This window comes from Paenibacillus sp. Y951 (assembly GCF_056786395.1).
The window spans coordinates 37,069-59,791 of sequence record NZ_JBXCIY010000016.1; the positions used below are offsets into that span (position 1 = coordinate 37,069).

Sequence of the window (22,723 nt, forward strand, 5' to 3'; positions counted from 1 at the left end):
TTAATATCATCAAAACAAGGGTTTTCCTCAGAGGAGAACCCTTGTTTTATTGATATCAGTCTACTTAAAAATAGTGCTGCTGTTGTTCATCTCGTTCTTATTATTTCACATATAGATAGCTGTGGATCGATCAGCAATTTCAGCAAGCTTTACAAGTCCAAGTTTGGGGAGCTTTATCTTCAAATTTATTACAGATATCTTCAGTACCTATTGATATTCTCCGCTAAAAAATGCTAATATTAGGTAAGAAAGATGCTTTGAAGCGCGGTGAATACAACTTTCATGGTGACGGGATTGCATATGATTTACTTATTTTATTGTCAATTGGCACATTCTGTAAATTAATTTTATTTTAGTTAGTACAAGAATTCGACGACAACTGCACATACTATTCCTTAGAATATTCTTAGGAGGTGCTACAAGTGGGGAATAAAAGGAGAGTGAAGAAAATGGGGGTTACTACGTTAGTAAAACCTATTCCTAAGACTCAAATTGGAATGAATAAAGAACAAAAAGCTATCCTAAGAAGTTACGTAGGAAAGGCTCCGATACTTCCCATAAATCTTAACGATGTCAGGGAATGGGAGAAATATGAATAAAATTGATTTCAATGATGCTTCATTTCAAGGATTTGGGCAAGGAGAAGATATTTTAGAAGATACTAGTATTTTACTTGCCCTTACTGCTGACTACGATCCATGGCATAGTACAGTGTTAGAGCTGTTTAATAAGCACATATTTCCTGACGAAAGTGTAGTGCTTTTATATACTAATCCTTTAATAGTGAATGAAGTATTACATTTGTCAAATAAATCTTAAGTGAGATTTATGGAGAGATTTAATATTACGTATTCTGAAATAGAAAAACAAGAGAAAATAACATTCATAGAAAATATGTTAACTGTTTTTCTTGAAGAAGAAATTTTAAATGTTCTAGATGGCGATATGGAATCCATACTACTGCAAGACATAAAACATTTCATACACGATAATTATACATAACATAGCTATAGACCATAATTCCACTAATAGGATTTGTGGTCTTTTTGTGTTCAATCACAATAAACAAACACATAGGAAGGGGAGAGTTCTTTCAACAATTGGACAAATTAATCTAACGTTTACAGTATTACCCACTTACTAAATGTCGAAAAATGTTGGATAGTTTTCAATTGTAGGGATAAGGAACTATTTGCAAAATCATGTAGCGGGATTGGATGTAAGAAAGTAGTAAATTTGTCACTAATTTTATTGTTTTCTCAAAAATTATTAGCTTTTCACTGGAAAATCTATTGGTTCTATATTACAATTATGAGAGTACCTCAAATGGAAGGAATTAGATGATGATAGATGTACATTGTCATATCCTGCCAAATCTTGATGATGGCGCCTTGGATATGGAAGAGGCAATTGCGATGGCAAGACAAGCTGTGAACGATGGAATTCAACATATTGTGGCAACTCCACATCATCGGGCTCATCACTTCTTTAATGAGCGAGTGACGATAGAGGGGTCCGTTCAACAATTGAACCAGCAATTAGTAGACTATAATATACCATTACATATTTATCCTGGGCAAGAAGTTCGTACATATTCGGACCTTCTGCTAGATTACGAGAAAGGTCTTTTACAAACTCTTAATAATAGTCGCTACTTGCTGGTAGAATTTCCAAGTTCACATGTACCTGATCTAGCTGAAGAAATAATGTATGAGTTGAGTCTAATAGGTGTAGTTCCGATTATTGCACATCCGGAACGTAACAAAGAGCTTGCTAATGATAGTACTAGATTGAAAGGTTTAGTACGTGAGGGAGCATTAGCTCAGATGACGACCAATTCGATAACAGGTCAACTAGGGAAATCAGTTCAGAAGAAATCTTTAGCGATGTGTAGGGAAGGACTTGTTCATTTCATTGCAACTGACGCACATAATGTACAGACTAGACCATGTATTCTTTCTGAGGCATACCAATTAATTAATGACCAGTTAGGCAAAGAGTTTGTCCATTACTATCAGACAAACGCTGAGCTTTTGCTACAAAATGAAGCTATCGAACAGCAATTTCCTTTAATAGCTAAGCGCAGCTGGTACAAATTTTGGTAGTGGTTTCAAAAATGGAGGAGAGAAATGAATCTATTTTTAAAAAGAATGGTACAAACCATCGCGCTTTTACTAGTTGTAGTAGTAGGAGGCAGCGCTGTTGGATCGCCAGTAAGTGAAGCAGCAAGTCAAAAGACGCTTACTGTCGAACGCATCGATATGCATTTTATCGTGGATGGCAAAGTGTACCACACACCAAAGGATCAACAGGCATTCGTTTACAAAGGGCGTACCTATGTGCCGATTCGCTTTGCGAGTTATTTGTTTGAGAATTGGGTAGTTTGGGATCAAGCTAACGCAACAGTGAATATTGATCACCCTACAGCGACACAGTTGAAGCAGCTTCAACAGTTCAAACAGCAATATTTGACTCCAAATGCGGATGTCACGAAGCCAGCATCTGTTGGACGTACAGAGAAAATAGCTCAGAACACGATTGAAACGAGCTATAAGTTCTATGGGGTAAACCAGCCAGCACCTAGTGATGCTATCACTGTCAATTATAAAGGTACTGTGTATGTCCCAGTTAGATACTTCTCAACGCAAACAAACAGTACGATCTCCTATAATGGAGCTGCCAAGAGTATTACGATGAAGCTTGAGAAGAATCAAGAGGATTCGAATGCAGGTAATGGTAATGGCGACGGTAGTGGAGAAAATGGTGGCAAGCCTGGCGAGGGTGCTGGAGAAGGTACAACTGATCCAGGAGCTATCGATCCAGGTACTGGATCTGGAGCAATTGATCCAAGTAAGCCTACTAGAGAAAGTATTATAGCTGCAACTCAGACAAAGTTGGACGAATTGCAGACAGGATGCTCAACAAGAGCTTATTCTCTGTATAATAAGTATTTATCCGCTGCAGACAGTGATAAGCAAAGCTATCTTGAGCAAGGATATGCAGTGCTTGCTGATTGCGATGTGAAATTTGGAGCAGCGATTAGCAGTATGAGTTCACAGCTAGAGCAGCATGGATATGAAAGCGGCGATGAAGCTGTGAAATTCCAAAAACAATACGATGATACTAAAGCTGCTATGCTTTCGAAGTTTTTAGGCTAATAGTTTCAAATGACGAATTCGTCATACTAATATATGAGGTGATAATGAAATGAAGAAAATGACTAAAAAAACAATTATGTTATCCGCTGTAGCATTGATTGCAGCTAACGCTTTAACTTTTGGCCCTGTTTCTTATAAAGTGAGTGCAGCAGATCCAGTAGTGGTAAGTGCAGTAATTGCTAGTGCAGCGGTAGTTGATGCAGTTGATAAGTATAAAAATGTACATGCTCAGCTGAAAGATGATACTGTATTGCTTCCATTGGTTAAAACGGCTTTTGATGAAGCTAATGACTATGTAAATTCAGTTGATTTTGATGTAACTTCATTGCTACCAAATCTTTGGACTAACGTTTCTGCAAAGCTAAATTCTACTGAAGAGGCAGAATTTATTGATGAGTTGAATAATGTTATTACATTTGTTCTTAGAGATTTTGATCCATCTAAAACTCCTGTAACAGACCTTGAAACTGAACTAGAAGATAGTTTGACTGCTTTGTCTGATATACTAGAGTCAAAAGACTATCCACGTATTAACAAAGTACAAGTGGCTGAGTTTATTTTAGAGCTTCAAGAAGAGGCATTAGTGAAAATAGAAGGAGCCGAGTTTAAAGATTTAGAAAAGTTGGGGTCTACCGACGTAAAAGCTTTAATCAAGGACCGTTGGGAGACTTCTCAATCTCAATCTCAAGTTATTCTGCTTCTTAAAGCGTTATATAACGGAGAGTTGGATCTACTAGTAGATGATTTAGACACAGCGAGAGGAATCGTAGATGCTGCGTTCACACCTCATACTGTTAAACAAGCAAGTGTTGCATTAGGCCTTGCTTATGTGAAAACTCAATTAGTTGGCAAAACACAGCTTGAAAGCATATCTGCTAAAGGTAATAAAGAACATCATATTAGTAAGTTTACTATGTTGGGGATTAAGGGATTACCACTTTCTGCATTTAATTTCAGTACTAATGACTTAGTTAACCCGGTGTTTGATACTGATAATGATGATGGTGTGTTAAAGATAACATCAGATACTTCGATTACTTCTTCAAATGGAACAATTTCAATAACAGCTAAATTGAAAGCTGGACCTGAAGTACCTTCTTGGTTGGAAGGAGCAACAGTATTCACTCAAGATGTAACATTGCCTGTGTATATTTCTGGCGGAGGCGGAGGTGGTGGCGGTGGCGGTTTCATTGACACTGAACTAGGCCTAGTTTCTAACGCAACTGCAATCTCTCAAAGCATTAGTGCGAAACTTGCTGCTGCTCTAGTAGGTATTGGAGAAGTGAAAACAAATAAAGATCTATTCGCTCTTCGTGCGATCGTTGAAGACGAATTAAGAGCTGCGCTTACAGTTAATGCTGGAAGTAAAGTGACTACGAATAATGGTGTTTCTGAATTGAAGCTAACAGCAGCAGACTTAAGTAAAGTATTAAGTCAAGTTGAGTCAATATTGAAAACAGCTAATGAAGCACTTCAAGCAGTAGTTCCAGATGCAGATCCAGTTAACGCGGTTCTTAGTCTGTCTGTAGGAAATCGTGATGATGTTAAAGTTGTAATTAGTGGTGAGCTACTTGAAGCAGTCAAAGCGAAAGGCATCTACGCAATTGGAGTAATTTCTAATGGTGTTGTAATCGAAGTTCCGCTTACGGAGCTTGAAGGAGATAGCGTACTACAAATTTCAAAAGTAGCTGATGCTGCACCTTCATTAAATGCTGGAGCGAAACAAGTATCTGATGTATTCTCTGTTACAGTGGTTGATGCAAACGGTAATGAAAAGCATGAATTCAAAACTTCTGTCCGTATGACACTTCCAGCGAACAGTGCTACGGCTGGTCAAGAACAATTCTTAACACTTGGGAGAATCGTTGATGGCAAGCTAGTTTATGTTGGTGGCCAATATAACCCAACTAAAAAGCAGTTGTCTACAGTAAGTAATACATTATCATCTTATGTTGTTATTGAGAATAATGTATCATTCAAAGATTCTGGTGAACTGGCTTGGGCAGAAGATGATATTCTAACTGCAGCAGCAAAAGGTGTTATTAATGGACATCCTAACGGAACATTCGCTCCTCGTGCTAACATTACTCGTGCTGAATTTACAGCTATATTAGTGAGAGCATTAAGAATTGAAACATCTGATGTTACTGAGAATTTTGCTGATGTGAATGAAGGTGACTGGTATCACTCTGTAGTAGCAACTGCGGTAACTCATGGTCTTATTAATGGACGTACAAGCACTACATTTGATCCTAATGCCCCAATTACAAGAAGTGAAATGGCTACAATAACTTCGAACGTACTTGTCAAAGTATATGGCTACAAGGCTGTTAGCGACATTGACAATGCATTGAATGCATTTGTAGATCAAACTGACGTTGTTCCAGTACATCGTGCTGGTGTTGCCCTTGTTGCACAAGAGGGAATTGTTCAAGGTAAAGGCTTAGGCGTATATGATCCAAAAGGAACATTTACACGTGCTGAAGCTGCGGTAGTTGTAAACAAATTGTTGAATCTAAGATAATAGCAGTAGATTCCTCCTCTGCTTCTTTGGGGGAGGAATCTTTTTATTTTGAATATTATGCAGGTAAGACCCCCAACAACACGAATAGCTAGAATATGTATAGACGGGAGTACGTTCGAGAAATGGAATTAGAGCTTAGGGATTATGTGGAGATCATAAAGAAACGACTATGGTTAATCGGGGCGATTGTTGTAATACTAGCCTTGGTAACAGCAGTCGTTAGTTATTTTTTTATTAAGCCGGAATATCAATCGACTACTAGCTTAATTGTCAACAATAATAGTGAAGTAGCTAGTGGGCTCGATTTGAACAGCGTCAATCTAGACCTTAGATTAATCGATACATACAAACAAATAATTAAAACAACAGTAATTACAGATAAAGTTGCCGAGCTTAATTCAGGCATTCAATTAACTGGCGAACAAATTATCCAATTAATTACAGTTTCATCGGAAAACAATACTCAAGTATTAACTATATCTGCTCGTCATCATGACTATGCAACGACGGTTAAGCTAGTTAACGATGTTGCGGCTGTATTCGTTCAAGAAATACCGAAAATTATGACGGTTAATAATGTGTCGATTCTCAATAAAGCGAAGCTTAGTGAGAATCCATCACCAGTACAACCAAACCCAATGCTAAATATTGCTATAAGTATCGTTATTGGCTTAATGCTAGGTGTCGGGATTGCCCTTTTACTAGAATATTTGGATGATACTATTAAGGACTCACAGGATGTTGCGAAATATTTAGATTTACCGGTATTAGTTAGCATACCGAGGCTAACTGCGGATGATTTTAAAGTCGGAGTGGCCAAAACAACTTCAAAAGCAACGAAGTCTACTAGAGTGGAGGCGAACAACAATGTCACACTCTCCGAATAATGAGAAACGAGCAATTATTTCTCTGAGCAATCCAAAATCTCCAATTAGTGAATCATATCGAACGTTACGAACGAATATTAGCTTTTCAGCTGCTGATAATGAAGTAAAAGTGATTATGGTCACTTCCGCTAGTCCTGGGGAAGGGAAATCAACAACGGCTGCTAACATTGCAGTAACTTATGCACAAGCTAATCTTAAAGTAATGGTTATGGAGTTGGATCTACGTAAGCCAACGGTACATAAAACATTTAGTGTTACGAATCGTGCAGGCATTACGCATGTCTTAACAAAGCAGGCGAATTTAGTTGAAGTTATTAGAACAACGGATATTCCTAATATCGATATTATTAGTTCAGGTCCAATACCACCGAATCCAGCGGAATTATTAGGGTCTAATCAATTAATTACAGTGTTAAATGAGCTAAAGGAAATATATGACATTATCATTCTAGATACTCCGCCCCTTCTTGCTGTAACTGATGCACAATTGGTTGCTGCTAAATGTGATGGAGTTATACTCGTTGTTGATTCAGGGAAAGTAAAGCGTAGTGCGGCTATCGATGCCAAAGAAAAGCTAGACAGAGTAAATGCGAAAATTTTGGGAGTTGTCCTTAATAACATTAAGAAGAAGAAAAATGATAACTACTACTACTATTACTATGGAGAAACTGAAGACTAGTAGAGATGATGGAGGCAAGATATGAGCTACTCCCGGATGCGAACTCTAGTACTTATGATAGTAGATAGTAGTATTATTTTGGGTTGCGTTGCATTGGCATATTTATTTCGTTTTGATGCAGTTCTTACTTCGGTAGAAATCCGGCAGGCCGCTATATATAGCGGGATCGCTATAGTAATAGGTTTAATTGTACTTTATAAGCATGGACTATATCGTCGTGCTTGGCAATTTGCTAGTGTTGGTGAAGTTGTGCTCGTCTTTAGAGCTGTAACGATAGGTATTCTATTAGCATATACCATTACTTCACTCGTCATTCCAGGCCGTGTACCTATTTCAATTGGATTCCGCACCTATGAACTTGCCCTATTAGGAATAGGTGGATCACGATTTATCCTTCGAATTATTAAAGACAATTACATCAAGCCGTCTAATAAGCAACGTCAATCGTTAATTATTGGAGCAGGTCAATGTGGTGTACTAGTTGTCCGAGAGCTTAAGATGAATGCTGCCTCTAATCAATCTGCAGTTGGATTTATAGATGACGATCCGAAAAAATGGGGACAAGAAGTACTCGGTCTTCATGTTATTGGCGGACGAGAGCATATTGTGAAAATCTGTAATGAACAGCAAATAGATGATATTATTATCGCTTTACCATCGGCGTCCCGTACGCAAATATCAGACATAATTTCTATTTGCAAGCAAACGAATGCGAAGCTGAAGATGGTTCCGCAAATTAGTGAATTACTAGAAGGCAAAGTCGAGCTAAGTATGATCCGTGATGTCGGAGTTGAGGATCTGCTTGGCCGTGAGCCTGTAACCCTTGAAAATGATGGTATTGATGAATATATTGCGGATAAGGTTGTATTAGTTACAGGAGCTGGTGGTTCTATCGGTTCAGAGCTTTGCCGGCAAATTATGAACTTCAAACCAAGTAAGCTATTGTTGCTCGGTCATGGTGAGAATAGTATCTATCAAATTCATCGAGAATTGAAGGATAAAGTTGAGAACCTAGTACCGATCATTGCAGACGTCCAAGATCGTAAACGAATGGAACAAATATTCGAGCAGCATCAGCCACATGTAGTTTTCCATGCGGCTGCGCATAAGCATGTTCCTTTGATGGAAGAAAACCCCTCAGAATCCATTAAAAATAATGTATTCGGTACACGTAATGTGGCAGAATGTGCAGATATTTATGGTGCAGAGCGGTTCGTATTGATTTCCACTGATAAGGCTGTTAACCCTACTAGCATTATGGGGACAACGAAGCGAATTGCTGAAATGTTTATTCAATGCTTAGCGAAGCAAAGTAAGACGAAATTCAGTGCTGTTCGATTCGGTAATGTATTAGGTAGTCGAGGAAGTGTTATTCCGTTATTCAAGGAGCAAATTGCTAAAGGTGGGCCAGTAACCGTTACTCATCCTGAGATGGTTAGATACTTTATGACGATACCTGAGGCTTCCAGACTTGTTATTCAAGCAGGTGCATATGCTAACGGCGGTGAAATTTTCATTCTTGATATGGGTGAACCCGTGAAGATCGCAGATCTTGCTAGAGACTTGATTCGTCTATCTGGCTATGAGCCTGAAGTTGATATTGAAATTAAATATTCAGGCATACGCCAAGGTGAGAAGCTTTATGAGGAATTATTGCTGGAAGAAGAAGGAATGACCGATACAGAGCATAGTCGTATCTTTATCGGCAGACCCGCATCCTTCAATCGTGAAGATATTGAACTAGAGTTAAGACGGTTAGAACGTATATTAGGTGAAGATCGTGCAATTATTCAAGAGCTATTGTCTCGAATTGTTCCTACATATATTAGGGAGACGAAGAAAGATAAGAGGGTTCTTGTTACGAGTAGATAGACATGAAGAGGAAGAGAAGCATTGCTCGACTTCCTCTATTTTAGTTGCAAGGATGGTAGATACAATTGGTTAACACAACTAAAGAGAAAAAAATATATCTTTCTTCTCCACATATGAGCGATGAAGGTTTTGAAAAAGAATACGTAGAAGAAGCATTTGCGACGAATTGGTTATCATCCATAGGTGCGAATGTAACTGGTTTTGAAAAAGAGTTGGCATCAATGGTAGGTTCAAAGGATGCTGCTGCATTAAGTAGTGGAACAGCAGCTATCCACCTAGCTTTAAAAGCAGTAGGAGTTGAAGAAGGGGATATTGTTTTTTGTCAGTCGCTTACCTTTTCAGCTACTGCAAATCCAATTATTTATCAAAAAGCAATACCTGTTTTTATTGATAGCAATCAAGAAACTTGGAATATGTGCCCGATAGCACTAGAAGAAGCATTTGTAAAATATCCTCAAGTAAAAGCAGTTATAGTTGTACATTTATACGGGATGTCCGCTAATTTGGATGCAATATTGGATTTATGCAAGCGATATAATGTAGCATTAATTGAAGATGCTGCAGAATCTTTAGGTGCTTACTATAAAGGGAAACATACTGGAACCTTTGGGGAGTATGGTATTTTTTCTTTCAATGGTAATAAGATCATAACGACTTCTGGTGGTGGTATGCTAGTTTCAGATAATGTAGAAAAAATAGCGAAAGCTAAATTTTGGGCGACTCAATCCCGAGATCAAGCCAGACATTATCAGCACAGTGAATTAGGGTACAATTACAGAATGAGCAATGTAGTTGCAGGAATTGGCAGAGGACAACTTAAAGTATTGGATCAAAGAGTGGCTAAGAAGAAATATATATTTGATACATATAAAAGAGAATTAGGTCGACTTGAAGGCGTTGAATTTATGCCTATCAATGACTGGAATGAGCCAAATTATTGGTTAAGTAGTTTAACTATAAAAGGGAAGATCAAGCCTTTAGATATTATTCTTGCACTAGAAGAAGAAAATATTGAATCAAGGCCAGTTTGGAAACCAATGCATCTGCAGCCTTTTTTTGAACAATATGACTATGTCGGTACAAATGTTTCCGAAACGCTTTTTGAAAATGGACTTTGCTTGCCTTCAGACACAAATATGACTGATGAGGATTTAATTAGAATAATAAATATAATAAAAGGATTGTGGAATTAGCGATGATCCGAGAAAAAGGGTTCTACGAAAAGTACGTAAAACGATTACAAGATTTTATAGTAGCTCTGTTGGCACTTATTATATTAAGTCCGCTTTTTCTAATAGTAATAGTTCTAGTGAAAATTAAGCTAGGAAGTCCCGTTCTATTTACACAAGAGCGCCCTGGTTTGAATGAAAAGATATTTAAGATGTATAAGTTCAGAACGATGACCAGTGAAAAAGACGGAGAAGGCAAATTATTGCCTGACAATGTTAGACTTACACGCTTCGGAAAGCTTTTAAGAGCAACTAGTATAGACGAATTACCTGAATTGTGGAACATAGTTCGTGGAGACATGGCCTTGGTAGGTCCAAGACCATTATTAGTGCAGTATTTACCTTTATACAATGCTAAGCAACAAAAAAGACATAAAGTCAGACCTGGCCTAACGGGACATGCTCAAGTTAATGGGCGAAATGCAATTAGTTGGGATGAAAAATTCAAGCTTGATGTTGAATATGTTGATCATATTAGTTTCATAGGAGATAGGAAGATAATATTTTTAACTGTTAAAAAAGTTTTTGTAAGAGAAGGTATTAGCTCGAATACTTCAGCGACAATGGAGATGTTTAAAGGGTCTTCTTCTGAAAGTGTGAATCTATGAATACTAAACTATTAATAATTGGTGCAAATGGGCATGGAAAAGTAGTTGCAGATATAGCATTGAAGATGAATCAGTGGATGACTATTGCTTTTCTTGATGACAATGAGTCTCTAAAACTTTCAATGGGATTTGATGTGATCGCGAAGTCCACTGATGCTCATAAATATATTAATGAGTATGATATTTTTGTAGCTATTGGAAATAATATTATTCGCGAGAGAATAATGGCGGTACTAGACACTTTAGGAGCTAGCATCTCGGTATTACTTCACCCTAGTGCAATTATTGGAACAGAAGTGGAAATTGGTGCTGGTACCGTAGTTATGGCGGGAGTAGTTATTAATCCTTCTACGAGCATTGGAAAAGGATGCATTATTAATACAGGCTCAACTATTGATCATGATAATAGAATAGACGATTATGTACATATTTCACCAGGAGTTAATCTAGCGGGTACAGTTAGTATAGGTAGAAGTACTTGGATTGGTGTTGGAAGTGTTGTAATCAATAACGTGAAAATCACTTCGAATTGTATTTGCGGAGCAGGTTCAGTGGTAGTAGAAGATATATCTGAAACTGGCACTTATGTTGGAGTTCCAGCAAAGAGGCTACGTTAAATTAAATAAATGAGGGAGAAATAACATGGATTTATTATATAAAACTTTATTTTATATAAGCGGGTTTATAATTGTTTGGGCAATGGTTGGTTATCCATTATCTATAAAGGTTATTGGGAACATTTACAAGAAACGCAGGTTAGAAAAAGACTATTCACATCAACCTTTTGTAACTGTAATGGTAGTTGCTCATAATGAGGAAAAGGTAATACTTGAAAAGCTTAATAACATTATAGAATTAAATTATCCCAGAGAAAAAATTAAATTCTTAATTGCATCTGATAATAGTACTGATAAGACAAATGAAATCGTAAAACAGTTTATAAGAGAACATCAAAATCTAGATGTTCGACTCTATGAGGTTAAGGCACGTAAAGGAAAAACAAATGCTCAAAATGAAGCACATAAAACAGTAACAACAGAGTATTTAGTTATGACTGATGCCAATTCTATTATGGATAAAGACTCTGTAAAAGAACTAATGGCAGCTTTTACTTCGGATGAAATTGCATACGTATCGGGAAGATTATCTATTGTAAATCAGGCATCTAGCGATGTGAGTAATGCTGAAGCGAACTATTGGGACAGTGATTTAGCTACGCGTGCGATTGAGGGAAGAATACAGACAATAACTGCAGGAAATGGTGCATTATATGCTTGCAGGACAAAGGAATACTATGATTTTGATCCGATTCAATGTCATGATAGCGCGATGCCACCATTATATGCTCTTAAAGGTAAAAGAGCTATTGCGAACCATGACGCGATTGCAAATGAGAAAGCGGGGGAAGTTATAGAAGATGAATTCGGACGTAAAGTGAGGATGAATCGAATTATTCTAAAGCATATTTTGCCTGATGTAAGAATATTAAATGTATTTAAATATAAATGGTTTTCATTTTTTTATTTTGGTCATAGAACATGTAGATATCTTCTATGGATTGCACATTTAATGTTGCTTGTAACTAATACGGCATTAATACCAGAATCTTGGTTTTATTTGATCACATTTGTAGGACAGGTGATGTTTTACCTATTGGCACTAATAAGAGCGATTACCAAATTAAATAACAAATATCTGACATTAATTTATTACTATTGTGTCACAATTGTTGCCCAATGGGTTGGTGTATATAACATATTGTCTGGAAGGGCAAAGCCTTTTTGGGAAAAAGCGGAAAGTACTAGATGATGAGATGTTAAATGTTTAATGGTGTTGTGAGGAGAATACTTAAAGTCCGTCGTTAATAAAGTTTACTAATGAATTTAAAAGTTGATGAGACTTTCGTTCATAAATAAGAAACTCCTAAAATGAAACTTAACATTAATTACTTTATTGATAATCAAATTTAAGCTAGACACTTAAATACGGGAGAGAGAAATATGAGTAAAGTATTTTTTGCTACAAGGGTACGCGGTTTTTTCAAACATTTATTTAATAATAAGAGTATTAACCACGAGTTTATGTATAAGGATATTTATGAAGTAAACAGTAGAAAAAGAGTGGTACTTTCTAAAGTAGCTAGGTGGAGGTTATTTGATTGGCTGGGTGTAATTCAGGTAATTGATTGTATGAATAAAGAGAGTGATATAAATGGTAGTTTCAATCGATTTCTAATCTCAGATAAACCATATTTTATTTATCTTGAGAATCCAACAGCATTATATCATTATAGAATTGGAAGAAACAACAGTTGGTTAGGACGAAGGAAGATTTCTAATTTATTAAATAATGAAAATTTAAAGGCAATTGTATGTATGTCTGAAGCTTGTTTTAGTACTTTTGATGATGTTTGTGGAAAACTAAATGAAAAGAAAGTGATCAAAAAGTTAATATATCCTTATGTTCCTAATAATCCACTTGTATCAGAAAATAGTATTAAGAGTAGATGTGAAAAAGATGAGCTTAATTTGCTTTTTATCGCTCAGGGAACACGATTTGTTTCAAAAGGAGCATTAGAAGTAATCGAAGCATACAAAAAACTATACTCCAAAAATAAAAATATTAATTTAACTGTGGTAACGTCTATTAAAGAGCTGGATGAGAGTTTATTGAATAGACTTAAAGAAGCATCAAACATTAAACTTCGGGATTTTAATTTAAACTGGGCAGAAATGGAAGCAATGTACGAAAACAGTAGTGTGTTATTACAACCTACAAGTGATGAAAGCTTTGGATTGACAATTTTAGAAGGAATGAAGGCTGGATTGCCGGTAATTTCTACAAAACTATATGCAATCCCTGAAATGATTAAAGATGGGGTGAACGGATATATTACAGAACCAAAATGGTGGTTTTTTGATGAAAATAACATACCCAATCCAAAGGTATGGAATAATAGAAAAAAGACGATTCATTCTAGAAAGTTAGATGAAGATTTAATACAGTTTATTTATGAAAAAATTGACAAGTTAAATAAGGATAGGGATCTTTTAGAGGGGATGTCGCTAAAGTCGTTCCGTATTTCCAACTCTGTTCCTTTTAGTGAGGCTTCAATTACTGATTCATGGAATAGCTTATTAGATACTATTGGCAATGAAGAGAAGTAACCAAGTAGTCTAAACCACTGCAGATTTTGTAGTTCGTCCATCTATGTTAATTAGAAAAGACGAACTTAAAGAGTGGTATTAATATATTATAAATGCATATTGAGAGGTATATTATGAAAATTTTGCACATTAATTCTTATTATTCCTATTACGGGAAGCCAGGATTTCATAAAAATTTATATGATATCCAAGTTGCGAATGGCGATGAAATCACAGTATATGTTCCATTGGATTATGAGATTAACACTAGTAGATTCGATTTTGGGGGTTATACAAAAATTGTGAAAACTCATAATTCTTACGATAGATATTTTTTTCATATGAAGCAGGGAAAAATATTTAGAGATATAAATGATCGTTACATCATATCAAACTTTGATTTGATCCATGCTCACTCTCTCTTTTCTAATGGTTATATTGCTTATAAATTATTTGAAAAATATAAAATACCATATATTGTAGCAGTGCGGGATACGGATGTTAACATATTCTTCAAAAAATTATTTCATTTAAGAAATCTGGGAGTAAAGATAATGAAATATGCTAAAAAAATAGTTTTTTTATCACCTGTATACAAAGAACTTACCTTAAGTGAATATGTTCCAGAAAGTTTAAGAGACAGCATGAGAGAAAAAATGGTAGTGATTCCAAACGGTATAGATCCATTTTGGTTGGAAAATAGGGATAATATACCTTTATCTAGTAATGATAAAAATGAAATTAATATAGTTTTTGCAGGACGTGTATCAAAACGGAAAAACCCTTCTACAACAGCAGAAGCATGTAGTATTTTACAAAAAAAAGGCTATAAAGTTAAGTTTACTGTAGTTGGACCAAAAGACGATCAAAATGAGTATGAAAAACTTGTGAGATATAATTTTGTTAATTACATTGATCCTCAACCAAAGGAAAATTTAATTAATATATATAGGGATAATGGAATATTTGTAATGCCTTCCGTAACTGAAACCTTCGGTTTAGTTTACGTTGAAGCTATGAGTCAAGGTCTACCAGTTATATATTCAAAGGGGCAAGGTTTTGATGGGCAATTCGACGAAGGAACTGTGGGGTATCACGTGGACTGCTTCGATGCGGTTGAAATCTCAAATAAAATAATTGACTTAATTGAAAATCACGAAAATATAAGGGAGAATTGCTTGGTACTTTGCGAAAGATTTAAATGGGAACATATTCATAAAATGTATTTGGAAATTTATAAATAGTAAAAGTATATGGCATTGTGGGGAATTTTTTATAATGAATAAAAAGAAAATTATAATTGATATAATTCTTAACATCGTTTCTAATGCAATTCCCATTCTTACACTACAATTAATCATTCTGCCTTTAGTTGCGGCAAAAGTGGGTGATGGACGGTATGGTTTAATAATTACACTTATAAGTTTGTTTACTTTATTTAGCCATCCGATGGGCTCAGTTCTAAACAATATAAGATTATTAGAGCAAAAAGAATATGTGAAAAAAAAATATAAAGGTGATTTTAACATACTACTCGTATTTAGTATAGTTTTAAACACATTTATTATGATATTTGCTACCTTCTATTATATTGGTTTTCAATCCACTTCTAGTATAGTATTAATAGTATTAATATCCATATTGAATCTAATTAGAGAATATCTTATTGTTTCTTTCAGAATAATATTAAATTACAAGGGGATTCTGATTAATAATCTATATTTGGTTTTAGGATACTTTATAGGTTATTTGATATTTATTTTTAACGGATATTGGCAAATGATTTATATTTTTGGTTTTTTGTTTAGTATAATTTATATACTCTTCAACTCTAATATACTTAACGAAGGATTCAAAAGGACACAATTTTTCAAAAGTACAACAAAAAAAACTATTATTTTATTTTTTTCAGTTCTAATTGTTACTGCTTTATCTTATGCCGACAAACTAATATTATATCCTTTACTTGGTGCTTCTGCTGTATCAATATATTACGTTGCAACTATTTTGGGTAGAATTGTTTCTATGGGAATAACGCCAGTTAATGGTGTTATATTAAGCTATCTATCAAGAATGGATAAGATTAAAATGAAACACTTTTTGAAGTTTTTTTCTGCTTTGCTCATTATGGGCACAATAAGTTATGTGATTTGTATTTTAATAAGTAAACCATTATTGAACTTATTATATCCGGAGTGGGCCGAGAAATCATTGGAATTTATTTATATAACTACTTTAAGCGCGATATTAAGCCTAATAAGTTCATCAGTAAATTCATTTATATTAAAATTTTACAACATTAACTGGCAAGTGATTGTAAATGTATTAAATCTAATATTGTATATAATCCTAACATTAATACTTTATAAAAATTATGGATTAATGGGTTTTTGTATAGGTATTCTTATTTCAAATATTTTCAAATTATTATTAATGTTATCAATATTATTAATTAATTTTTATAAAAATAAGAAGAAAATTAATGTTAACTAGGTGGGGTCCAAATGATGTTAAAAGATCGTAACTATTTTATATCTAAAAATATTAATGATAGATTCAAAAAAAATATTGATATTGGAGACTATAAATTTCAGTATAACGACAGAAATGCTTTTTTTTGTGAAGATAAAGGGAATAAAATCGTTATATTCGGACTATTAGTTGATAGTTCTAATAGTGATAGAACAATACAAGAGATAGCTAAAGAATTGGTACAATCTCCAAATGTGACAGAACTAATAAGTAAAAGTAAGAAACTCGCAGGTCGCTTTGTCATTGTCTATAGATCTAATCAAGACTTTATAGTACTCCCAGATGCAACTGCTAGTATTCATGTGGCACATACTATAGTTCATAATGGGTTAGAAATATCTTCAAATCCTAAGTTGATTGCCGATAATAATGGATACATTGAATCAGAACAGTCAAAGAAAGTTAAATCCCAAGCTGCTGAAATGCATCCGCTACCTTATGAAATGTCGATGTATGATGAAATAAAAATAGTTAATGCTAATCATTATTTAGATTGTCAAAAAAGGTTAGGTGTTAGATATTATCCATTAGAAAAAAAGGATGATATAAGTTTTGATGTCGCTTCAAGAAAATCAGCAGAATTACTTTCTAATATAGCAAAAGGGTATATAAAGAATTCATTGTTATCAATCCCACTTACTTCTGGAATAGATAGTAGAACTGTGTTGTCGCTATTTAAAGATGATGCTGAAAGTATACCATTGTACACTTTTTATCACGAGAATTTCTCAGACAAGACTTCTGATATTGTTGTTCCAGCACGAATATCAGAACATTATAACTTGGATTATTACTGTATTAAAGATTTGGATATTCCTAAGAATATATACAATATATTCTTAGAAGAACTAGGTAGTAATGTTAATAATTCAATTGCTAGAAATGCATATACGTACTTTAAGAGTGATTTTTCTCATTGCACTTTTTTATCGGGGGATATTATCCCACTTGTTAAAAGCAGTTTCGGTAGAAATATTCCAGAAATGTTTGCAACACATCAATATTTTGTAACAAAAACACATAACTATTCTTATTATAATAAGCTAGAAGTTAAGAGATGGATTAGAGATATAAGATCGTATGTTAAAATCACGAATACATCTAAGTATGATCTATTTTTCTGGGAGCATAGAATAGGAAGATGGACAGCTAATAACCTTCTAAACTATGATATACTAACTGATTCTTTAAATTTATTTAATTGTCGAGAATTAATTGAAACATGGTTATTAGTTCCGAGAGCTGAACGAACTAAACACTCAATTCACAAGAATATTATTACAAGAATGTGGAATGAATTGTTAAATTTCCCAATTAATCCGGATAGAAAAAATAAACTGTTATATAATAGTTCACTTTTGTTTTATCTTGGGAGTTTTATTAAGTATAAATTGAATCGGGGGAATTATTAAATTATAATTCATAAGTTAGTATAGGGATTGTCTTAAAGTTAAACAGGAAGAGCATGCAAAGGAAAGGGTTTTATATGAATTTAAATGAGTTTGAGCTAAGAAAATATAAACAAGATCGGAATATTAGTATTGCAGTGTTGTCCTCTTTTCCACTTCTAATTATACAACTTTTTTTACTGCATTTTTTTAATATTTTCGGGACAAGTTTAGGCAATACTGTACAGCTAATAACAAAGGTAATTGTAGGGTTGTTATTTTTAAGTGTTTTACCTACTATTATAAATAGGAATTTGTTAATATTCTTATTTACTTATTTAATTGGTCTAGGAATATTTGGTTTAAACTTCTTAATATTCCCCCAAAATATCCCTAATTTAATTGATATAATCTTTCCCTTTTTTTTTACTTGTCTTCCAAGTTTTATTTATAGTTATAGTATACAGAAGAGAAATGTTTTTTTTGATATAATGGTAAAATTCAGCGTTGTTGTATTCTGTCTTGGAACGATATTAGGAGTGCTAGCCTTTACCAAAACAATTAATTTAGGACAATATAATATGGCTTTATCTTATTATATGTTATTTCCCTCTGTAATTGGTTTATATAATTTTTTTACCTTTAAAAAAATTACTCATCTGTTACAGGTTATTACATCTATTGCAGTTATTTTGGCATTGGGTTCACGAGGAGCAGTTTTATGTATTTTATTTTATGTTATTTTGTATCTTATTGCTAATAAACCTAAACTAACCATCAAAACAATTTACTTTTACAGTACTGTTTTCACTTTATTCTTATTGATTATGAGTAATTTTGAAAGAATAACTAATTATTTATTTGAAGTTTTTTATAAATTGGGAATTAGGAGTAGGACTTTGTACGAGTTTTCAGTAAGTGATTTAAACCTAAGTGGACGAGATTTATTGTACAACGAAATAATAAATCAAATAAAAGAGCATCCTTTTATAGGTATTGGAATTACAGGCGATAGATTACAATTAGGCATGTATACACATAATATAGCATTGGAGATACTCTCAGGGTTTGGAATTGTTTTGGGTACTTTTATTCTCTTTTTTATAATTATTATTTCTCTAACTAGTATAAAAGGAACTAATAAATTTGATTTAAATCTCATGATTATATGGATTAGTTTAGGTCTTATTCCTTTATTGGTCAGTAATTCATATTTACAATCTTTCCATTTTTGGATTTTTATGGGCTTGGCATTTAAAACTTTTACAGATAAAATTAAAGTTAGGACTAGGGGAGAGAACAGTACGAGTGTTAGTAATATTTAAGTGTAAAGTATTTAATCTTCTAAATATATAATTGATAGTTTGTAGGAGGTAACGGTATTGAAAATTACAATTGCAGGGACAGGTTATGTTGGGCTTGCTAATGCTGTATTATTAGCGCAACATAATGATGTAATAGCTCTTGATATTCTTCAAGAAAAGGTTGATCAAGTTAATAATAGAGTCTCCACTGTAGTCGATGCAGAAATTGAAGATTATCTTACAAATAAAAGTTTGAATTTATTTGCTACAACAGATAGTTATTTAGCATATAAGGAAGCGGAATATGTTATTATTGCTACTCCTACAAACTATGACCCAGATCAGAATTATTTTAATACACGATCTGTTGAAGCAGTAATTGCAACTGTATTATCCATTAATCCAGATGCGGTCATGATAATTAAGTCAACAATTCCAGTTGGTTATACAGTCCAATTGAGAGAAATGTTTAAAACTGACAACATTATCTTCTCACCTGAATTTTTAAGAGAAGGTAAGGCTCTCTATGATAATTTATATCCTTCGAGAATTGTTGTAGGAGAAAAGTCTGATCGTGCTGAAAAATTCGCAGAATTATTAGTGCAAGGTGCATTAAAACAGGATATTTCTATATTATATACTGGTTCGACGGAAGCGGAAGCGATAAAATTATTTGCAAATACTTATTTAGCCTTGAGAGTAGCATACTTTAATGAACTAGATTCTTATGCAGAGATTAGAGGACTAGATACCAAGGAGATTATTGAAGGTGTTGGATTAGATCCTCGTATTGGTACTTATTATAATAATCCTTCATTTGGATATGGTGGCTATTGTCTACCGAAAGATACTAAGCAATTATTAGCCAATTATGCTGATGTTCCTCAAAATATTATGTCAGCAATTGTTGATGCTAATCGTACAAGAAAAGATCATATCGCAGATATGATTTTGCAAAGAAAGCCAAAGGTAGTTGGAATCTATCGTCTAACCATGAAAATGGATTCTGATAATTTTAGACAGTCAGCAATACAGGGTGTAATGAAACGTATTAAAGCTAAAGGTATTGAAGTAGTTATCTATGAACCATCAATGGTGGAAGATGAATTCTTTAATTCAAGAATTCTACGTGATCTTGAAGAATTCAAGCAACATTCAGATGTTATAATAGTTAATCGACTAACAGATGAATTAAAAGATGTACTCGAAAAGATATATACTAGAGATATATATAGCAGAGATTAACCAATAAAACCCAAGGAGGCTCCCCCATGACAATTCGCAAAGCAATAATCCCAGCAGCAGGTCTAGGAACACGCTTCCTACCAGCAACAAAAGCACAACCGAAAGAAATGCTCCCAATCGTGGACAAGCCTACCCTACAATATATTATTGAAGAGGCTGTTGCATCGGGAATTGATGAGATCCTTATTATTACAGGTCGCAATAAGAAGTCAATCGAGGATCATTTTGACAAATCCGTTGAATTAGAGCTTGAGCTAGAGGCAAAAGGGAAGAAGGAGCTACTAGAAATGGTTCAAAACATTTCTAATATGGTCAATATTCATTATATCCGTCAGAAAGAGCCCAAGGGCTTGGGTCACGCGATCTATTGTGCAAAAAGCTTTATTGGTAATGAGCCATTCGCAGTCTTGCTAGGGGACGATATCGTCCATAGTGAGAAGCCATGTCTTAAGCAGCTTATAGATGTGTATGAATATTACAATAGCTCTGTTCTAGGCGTACAGCAAGTGGAGCAGAAGGATGTACATAAGTATGGGATCGTCGATGGACAGAAGATAGACAATTCCGTGTCTCGTGTCAATCAATTGGTTGAGAAGCCTAAAACTGATGATGCACCTTCTAATATTGCGATTCTAGGACGCTACATTATTACGCCCGAAATCTTCACTATTCTTGAACAAACGCCTCCAGGGGCGAATGGTGAGATTCAACTTACAGATGCGCTCAATCAATTATCACGTAGCGAAGCAGTCTATGCATACGAATTTGAAGGACGTCGTTATGATGTTGGAGATAAGCAAGGGTTCTTGGAAGCAACGGTGGAATACGCGTTGAGAAGAGAAGAACTTAGCGAACCATTTATGGCATACTTAAAATCAATTGTGAACATAGAAGGATAATTTATGCAACATAATAGAAAAACTCTCCGTCTAATATTGTGGGGACTTGTTATTGCTCTGCTAATATCAATATTTCTACTATCCAATCAACCAGCTTCAAGTTCCGCGAAACTCAGTACGACTATTGCCCAGCATACGATTCATATTTATGAGAAGTTGACAGGAACGGATATTACGATTAAGCAGTGGGATCGTCAGTTACGTAAAGCTGCACATTTCTCGTTCTACTGTGCATTAGCCATCTTGGTGATGACTTTATGTCTAGTCAGTGGCTTAAGTAGGAAGAGGTCTATCTTAATTACTTTCGTTGGTGGAGTTATTTATGCGAGTCTAGATGAATTACATCAGCTCTTTGTCAATGGTAGAGGTGCGAGTGTACGGGATGTTGGTATTGACAGCTTAGGCGTAATCCTTGGCATTACAATTATATGGATAGTTAGTAGGAGATGGAAACAATGAAAAAGTGGAAAAAGGTAGTAATATGGATAGCTTCAATTCTAGTAGTAGTTGCTATAGGCGGAGCTTTTGCAGCGAATTATGCGATTGATAAGATGCTAGGCTCGATGAGCGGTATAGGTGCTGAGATTATGGACAATACAGGAGACGAAGGTGGGTCAGTTAATGAACCGACACTAGATAGCCCTGATGTTCCGCAGAATGAGGATGTTAATTCGGAAGACGTTAACTCTAATAACTCAGATGATACTCCTGTAAGCAATGATTCCTCGCCATCTACTGGCAATAACGGTGAAGGTGGAGGCAGCACTGGAACGATTGCTCCTGATCCCGATTCAAGTGAGAGTCAACCATCAGAGGGTGACAAAGATACAGGCGGTTACAGTGCTTCCGTCTCTACTGATAAGGCCAAGGAAATTGAAGAGAACGTAACGCTAGGCGAAAAGGCAAAAGTGGTTTCGATTCTAACAAAGCGATTATCTGCTTCTGATCTTGCAACGATCCAGTCGCTAGCGAGTGGTGGATTATCTGTTGAAGACAAAAAGGAAGCCAGAACGTTAATGCTGGAAAAGCTATCAGAGGATGAGTACGATCAGCTTATTGCGATTGCAGCGAAGTATGGCGTGAGCCAAGGCAAGTCCTATGCCGAGGTTTCTAAGGAATAGTACGAGCTTGACGCGTTAATACTTCGAACAAGTAGATTGAATAGATTTTGTCAGATGAAAAACCTTCAAGTATAGTAATTCATGTCGTAAGATATGAGCTACAATTTTGGAGGTTTTTTTGTTGATATGCC

General features: G+C 34.8%; 22 protein-coding genes. All 22 read left to right on the plus strand.

What is annotated here, in order from left to right; translation table 11 throughout:
- The first annotated feature begins 422 nt into the window (after window positions 1–422).
- Entirely contained in the window at window positions 423–599 is a 177-nt protein-coding gene (locus AC1TPB_RS19190; protein ID WP_482078005.1) for a hypothetical protein, read from the plus strand.
- Window positions 592–819 (plus strand): hypothetical protein, encoded by a 228-nt coding sequence (locus tag AC1TPB_RS19195; protein ID WP_482078006.1) that lies wholly within the window; start codon window positions 592–594, stop codon window positions 817–819. The genes AC1TPB_RS19190 and AC1TPB_RS19195 overlap by 8 nt, the downstream gene beginning before the upstream one ends.
- Before the next feature lie 9 nt (window positions 820–828).
- Window positions 829–1,002 carry a hypothetical protein gene (locus AC1TPB_RS19200; RefSeq protein WP_482078007.1) on the plus strand — a complete coding sequence of 58 codons (174 nt, stop codon included), beginning with the start codon at window positions 829–831 and terminating at the stop codon, window positions 1,000–1,002.
- Window positions 1,003–1,340: 338 nt separating this feature from the next.
- Window positions 1,341–2,105 carry a tyrosine-protein phosphatase gene (locus tag AC1TPB_RS19205; protein WP_482078008.1) on the plus strand — a complete coding sequence of 255 codons (765 nt, stop codon included), beginning with the start codon at window positions 1,341–1,343 and terminating at the stop codon, window positions 2,103–2,105.
- Between the two features lie 24 nt (window positions 2,106–2,129).
- Entirely contained in the window at window positions 2,130–3,158 is a 1,029-nt protein-coding gene (locus tag AC1TPB_RS19210) for a stalk domain-containing protein (protein WP_482078009.1), read from the plus strand.
- 49 nt (window positions 3,159–3,207) lie between these two features.
- Entirely contained in the window at window positions 3,208–5,682 is a 2,475-nt protein-coding gene (locus AC1TPB_RS19215; RefSeq protein WP_482078010.1) for an S-layer homology domain-containing protein, read from the plus strand.
- 122 nt (window positions 5,683–5,804) lie between these two features.
- Window positions 5,805–6,569, plus strand: a complete 765-nt coding sequence (locus AC1TPB_RS19220) for a YveK family protein (protein WP_482078011.1) — start codon at window positions 5,805–5,807, stop codon at window positions 6,567–6,569.
- Entirely contained in the window at window positions 6,550–7,248 is a 699-nt protein-coding gene (locus AC1TPB_RS19225; protein ID WP_482078012.1) for a CpsD/CapB family tyrosine-protein kinase, read from the plus strand. The genes AC1TPB_RS19220 and AC1TPB_RS19225 overlap by 20 nt, the downstream gene beginning before the upstream one ends.
- 21 nt (window positions 7,249–7,269) lie before the next feature.
- The gene (locus AC1TPB_RS19230; protein ID WP_482078013.1) at window positions 7,270–9,120 is read left to right on the plus strand and encodes a polysaccharide biosynthesis protein; all 1,851 of its coding nucleotides are present in this window, start codon (window positions 7,270–7,272) and stop codon (window positions 9,118–9,120) included.
- A 113-nt stretch (window positions 9,121–9,233) separates the two neighbouring features.
- A complete protein-coding gene (locus AC1TPB_RS19235) occupies window positions 9,234–10,313 on the plus strand; it encodes a DegT/DnrJ/EryC1/StrS family aminotransferase (protein WP_482078067.1) in 1,080 nt (359 codons plus the stop codon).
- A gap of 2 nt (window positions 10,314–10,315) precedes the next feature.
- Window positions 10,316–10,957, plus strand: a complete 642-nt coding sequence (locus AC1TPB_RS19240) for a sugar transferase (RefSeq protein WP_482078068.1) — start codon at window positions 10,316–10,318, stop codon at window positions 10,955–10,957.
- Window positions 10,954–11,574, plus strand: coding sequence for an acetyltransferase (locus AC1TPB_RS19245; protein WP_482078014.1), 621 nt, complete (start codon window positions 10,954–10,956; stop codon window positions 11,572–11,574). Before AC1TPB_RS19240 ends, AC1TPB_RS19245 begins: the two co-directional genes overlap by 4 nt.
- Window positions 11,575–11,599: 25 nt before the next feature.
- Entirely contained in the window at window positions 11,600–12,766 is a 1,167-nt protein-coding gene (locus tag AC1TPB_RS19250) for a glycosyltransferase family 2 protein (RefSeq protein WP_482078015.1), read from the plus strand.
- Between the two features lie 191 nt (window positions 12,767–12,957).
- Window positions 12,958–14,124, plus strand: coding sequence for a glycosyltransferase family 4 protein (locus AC1TPB_RS19255; RefSeq protein ID WP_482078016.1), 1,167 nt, complete (start codon window positions 12,958–12,960; stop codon window positions 14,122–14,124).
- 113 nt (window positions 14,125–14,237) lie between these two features.
- Window positions 14,238–15,347: a glycosyltransferase family 4 protein gene (locus AC1TPB_RS19260; protein WP_482078017.1), complete on the plus strand. Its 1,110-nt coding sequence runs from the start codon at window positions 14,238–14,240 to the stop codon at window positions 15,345–15,347.
- Between the two features lie 34 nt (window positions 15,348–15,381).
- Window positions 15,382–16,596 carry a lipopolysaccharide biosynthesis protein gene (locus tag AC1TPB_RS19265; RefSeq protein ID WP_482078018.1) on the plus strand — a complete coding sequence of 405 codons (1,215 nt, stop codon included), beginning with the start codon at window positions 15,382–15,384 and terminating at the stop codon, window positions 16,594–16,596.
- An 11-nt stretch (window positions 16,597–16,607) separates the two neighbouring features.
- Window positions 16,608–18,047, plus strand: a complete 1,440-nt coding sequence (locus tag AC1TPB_RS19270) for a hypothetical protein (RefSeq protein ID WP_482078019.1) — start codon at window positions 16,608–16,610, stop codon at window positions 18,045–18,047.
- 74 nt (window positions 18,048–18,121) lie between these two features.
- On the plus strand, window positions 18,122–19,348 hold the full coding sequence (locus tag AC1TPB_RS19275; protein WP_482078020.1) for an O-antigen ligase family protein: 1,227 nt from the start codon (window positions 18,122–18,124) through the stop codon (window positions 19,346–19,348).
- A 57-nt stretch (window positions 19,349–19,405) separates the two neighbouring features.
- Window positions 19,406–20,572 (plus strand): nucleotide sugar dehydrogenase, encoded by a 1,167-nt coding sequence (locus AC1TPB_RS19280; protein ID WP_482078021.1) that lies wholly within the window; start codon window positions 19,406–19,408, stop codon window positions 20,570–20,572.
- A 26-nt stretch (window positions 20,573–20,598) separates the two neighbouring features.
- The gene (gene galU / locus AC1TPB_RS19285; protein WP_482078022.1) at window positions 20,599–21,471 is read left to right on the plus strand and encodes a UTP--glucose-1-phosphate uridylyltransferase GalU; all 873 of its coding nucleotides are present in this window, start codon (window positions 20,599–20,601) and stop codon (window positions 21,469–21,471) included.
- A 3-nt stretch (window positions 21,472–21,474) separates the two neighbouring features.
- On the plus strand, window positions 21,475–21,930 hold the full coding sequence (locus tag AC1TPB_RS19290) for a VanZ family protein (protein WP_482078023.1): 456 nt from the start codon (window positions 21,475–21,477) through the stop codon (window positions 21,928–21,930).
- Complete coding sequence (locus AC1TPB_RS19295) at window positions 21,927–22,592, plus strand: hypothetical protein (protein WP_482078024.1); 666 nt, start codon at window positions 21,927–21,929, stop codon at window positions 22,590–22,592. Before AC1TPB_RS19290 ends, AC1TPB_RS19295 begins: the two co-directional genes overlap by 4 nt.
- Window positions 22,593–22,723 lie beyond the last annotated feature (131 nt).

Coding starts and splice junctions, on each gene's coding strand:
- AC1TPB_RS19225 (WP_482078012.1), top strand. CDS start 6,550: ATGTCACACTCTCCGAATAATGAGAAACGAGCAATTATTTCTCTGAGC.
- AC1TPB_RS19230 (WP_482078013.1), top strand. CDS start 7,270: ATGAGCTACTCCCGGATGCGAACTCTAGTACTTATGATAGTAGATAGT.
- AC1TPB_RS19195 (WP_482078006.1), top strand. CDS start 592: ATGAATAAAATTGATTTCAATGATGCTTCATTTCAAGGATTTGGGCAA.
- AC1TPB_RS19250 (WP_482078015.1), top strand. CDS start 11,600: ATGGATTTATTATATAAAACTTTATTTTATATAAGCGGGTTTATAATT.
- AC1TPB_RS19295 (WP_482078024.1), top strand. CDS start 21,927: ATGAAAAAGTGGAAAAAGGTAGTAATATGGATAGCTTCAATTCTAGTA.
- AC1TPB_RS19220 (WP_482078011.1), top strand. CDS start 5,805: ATGGAATTAGAGCTTAGGGATTATGTGGAGATCATAAAGAAACGACTA.
- AC1TPB_RS19270 (WP_482078019.1), top strand. CDS start 16,608: ATGATGTTAAAAGATCGTAACTATTTTATATCTAAAAATATTAATGAT.
- AC1TPB_RS19200 (WP_482078007.1), top strand. CDS start 829: ATGGAGAGATTTAATATTACGTATTCTGAAATAGAAAAACAAGAGAAA.
- AC1TPB_RS19210 (WP_482078009.1), top strand. CDS start 2,130: ATGAATCTATTTTTAAAAAGAATGGTACAAACCATCGCGCTTTTACTA.
- AC1TPB_RS19265 (WP_482078018.1), top strand. CDS start 15,382: ATGAATAAAAAGAAAATTATAATTGATATAATTCTTAACATCGTTTCT.
- AC1TPB_RS19275 (WP_482078020.1), top strand. CDS start 18,122: ATGAATTTAAATGAGTTTGAGCTAAGAAAATATAAACAAGATCGGAAT.
- AC1TPB_RS19215 (WP_482078010.1), top strand. CDS start 3,208: ATGAAGAAAATGACTAAAAAAACAATTATGTTATCCGCTGTAGCATTG.
- AC1TPB_RS19240 (WP_482078068.1), top strand. CDS start 10,316: ATGATCCGAGAAAAAGGGTTCTACGAAAAGTACGTAAAACGATTACAA.
- AC1TPB_RS19290 (WP_482078023.1), top strand. CDS start 21,475: ATGCAACATAATAGAAAAACTCTCCGTCTAATATTGTGGGGACTTGTT.
- AC1TPB_RS19260 (WP_482078017.1), top strand. CDS start 14,238: ATGAAAATTTTGCACATTAATTCTTATTATTCCTATTACGGGAAGCCA.
- AC1TPB_RS19245 (WP_482078014.1), top strand. CDS start 10,954: ATGAATACTAAACTATTAATAATTGGTGCAAATGGGCATGGAAAAGTA.
- AC1TPB_RS19235 (WP_482078067.1), top strand. CDS start 9,234: ATGAGCGATGAAGGTTTTGAAAAAGAATACGTAGAAGAAGCATTTGCG.
- AC1TPB_RS19205 (WP_482078008.1), top strand. CDS start 1,341: ATGATGATAGATGTACATTGTCATATCCTGCCAAATCTTGATGATGGC.
- AC1TPB_RS19255 (WP_482078016.1), top strand. CDS start 12,958: ATGAGTAAAGTATTTTTTGCTACAAGGGTACGCGGTTTTTTCAAACAT.
- galU (WP_482078022.1), top strand. CDS start 20,599: ATGACAATTCGCAAAGCAATAATCCCAGCAGCAGGTCTAGGAACACGC.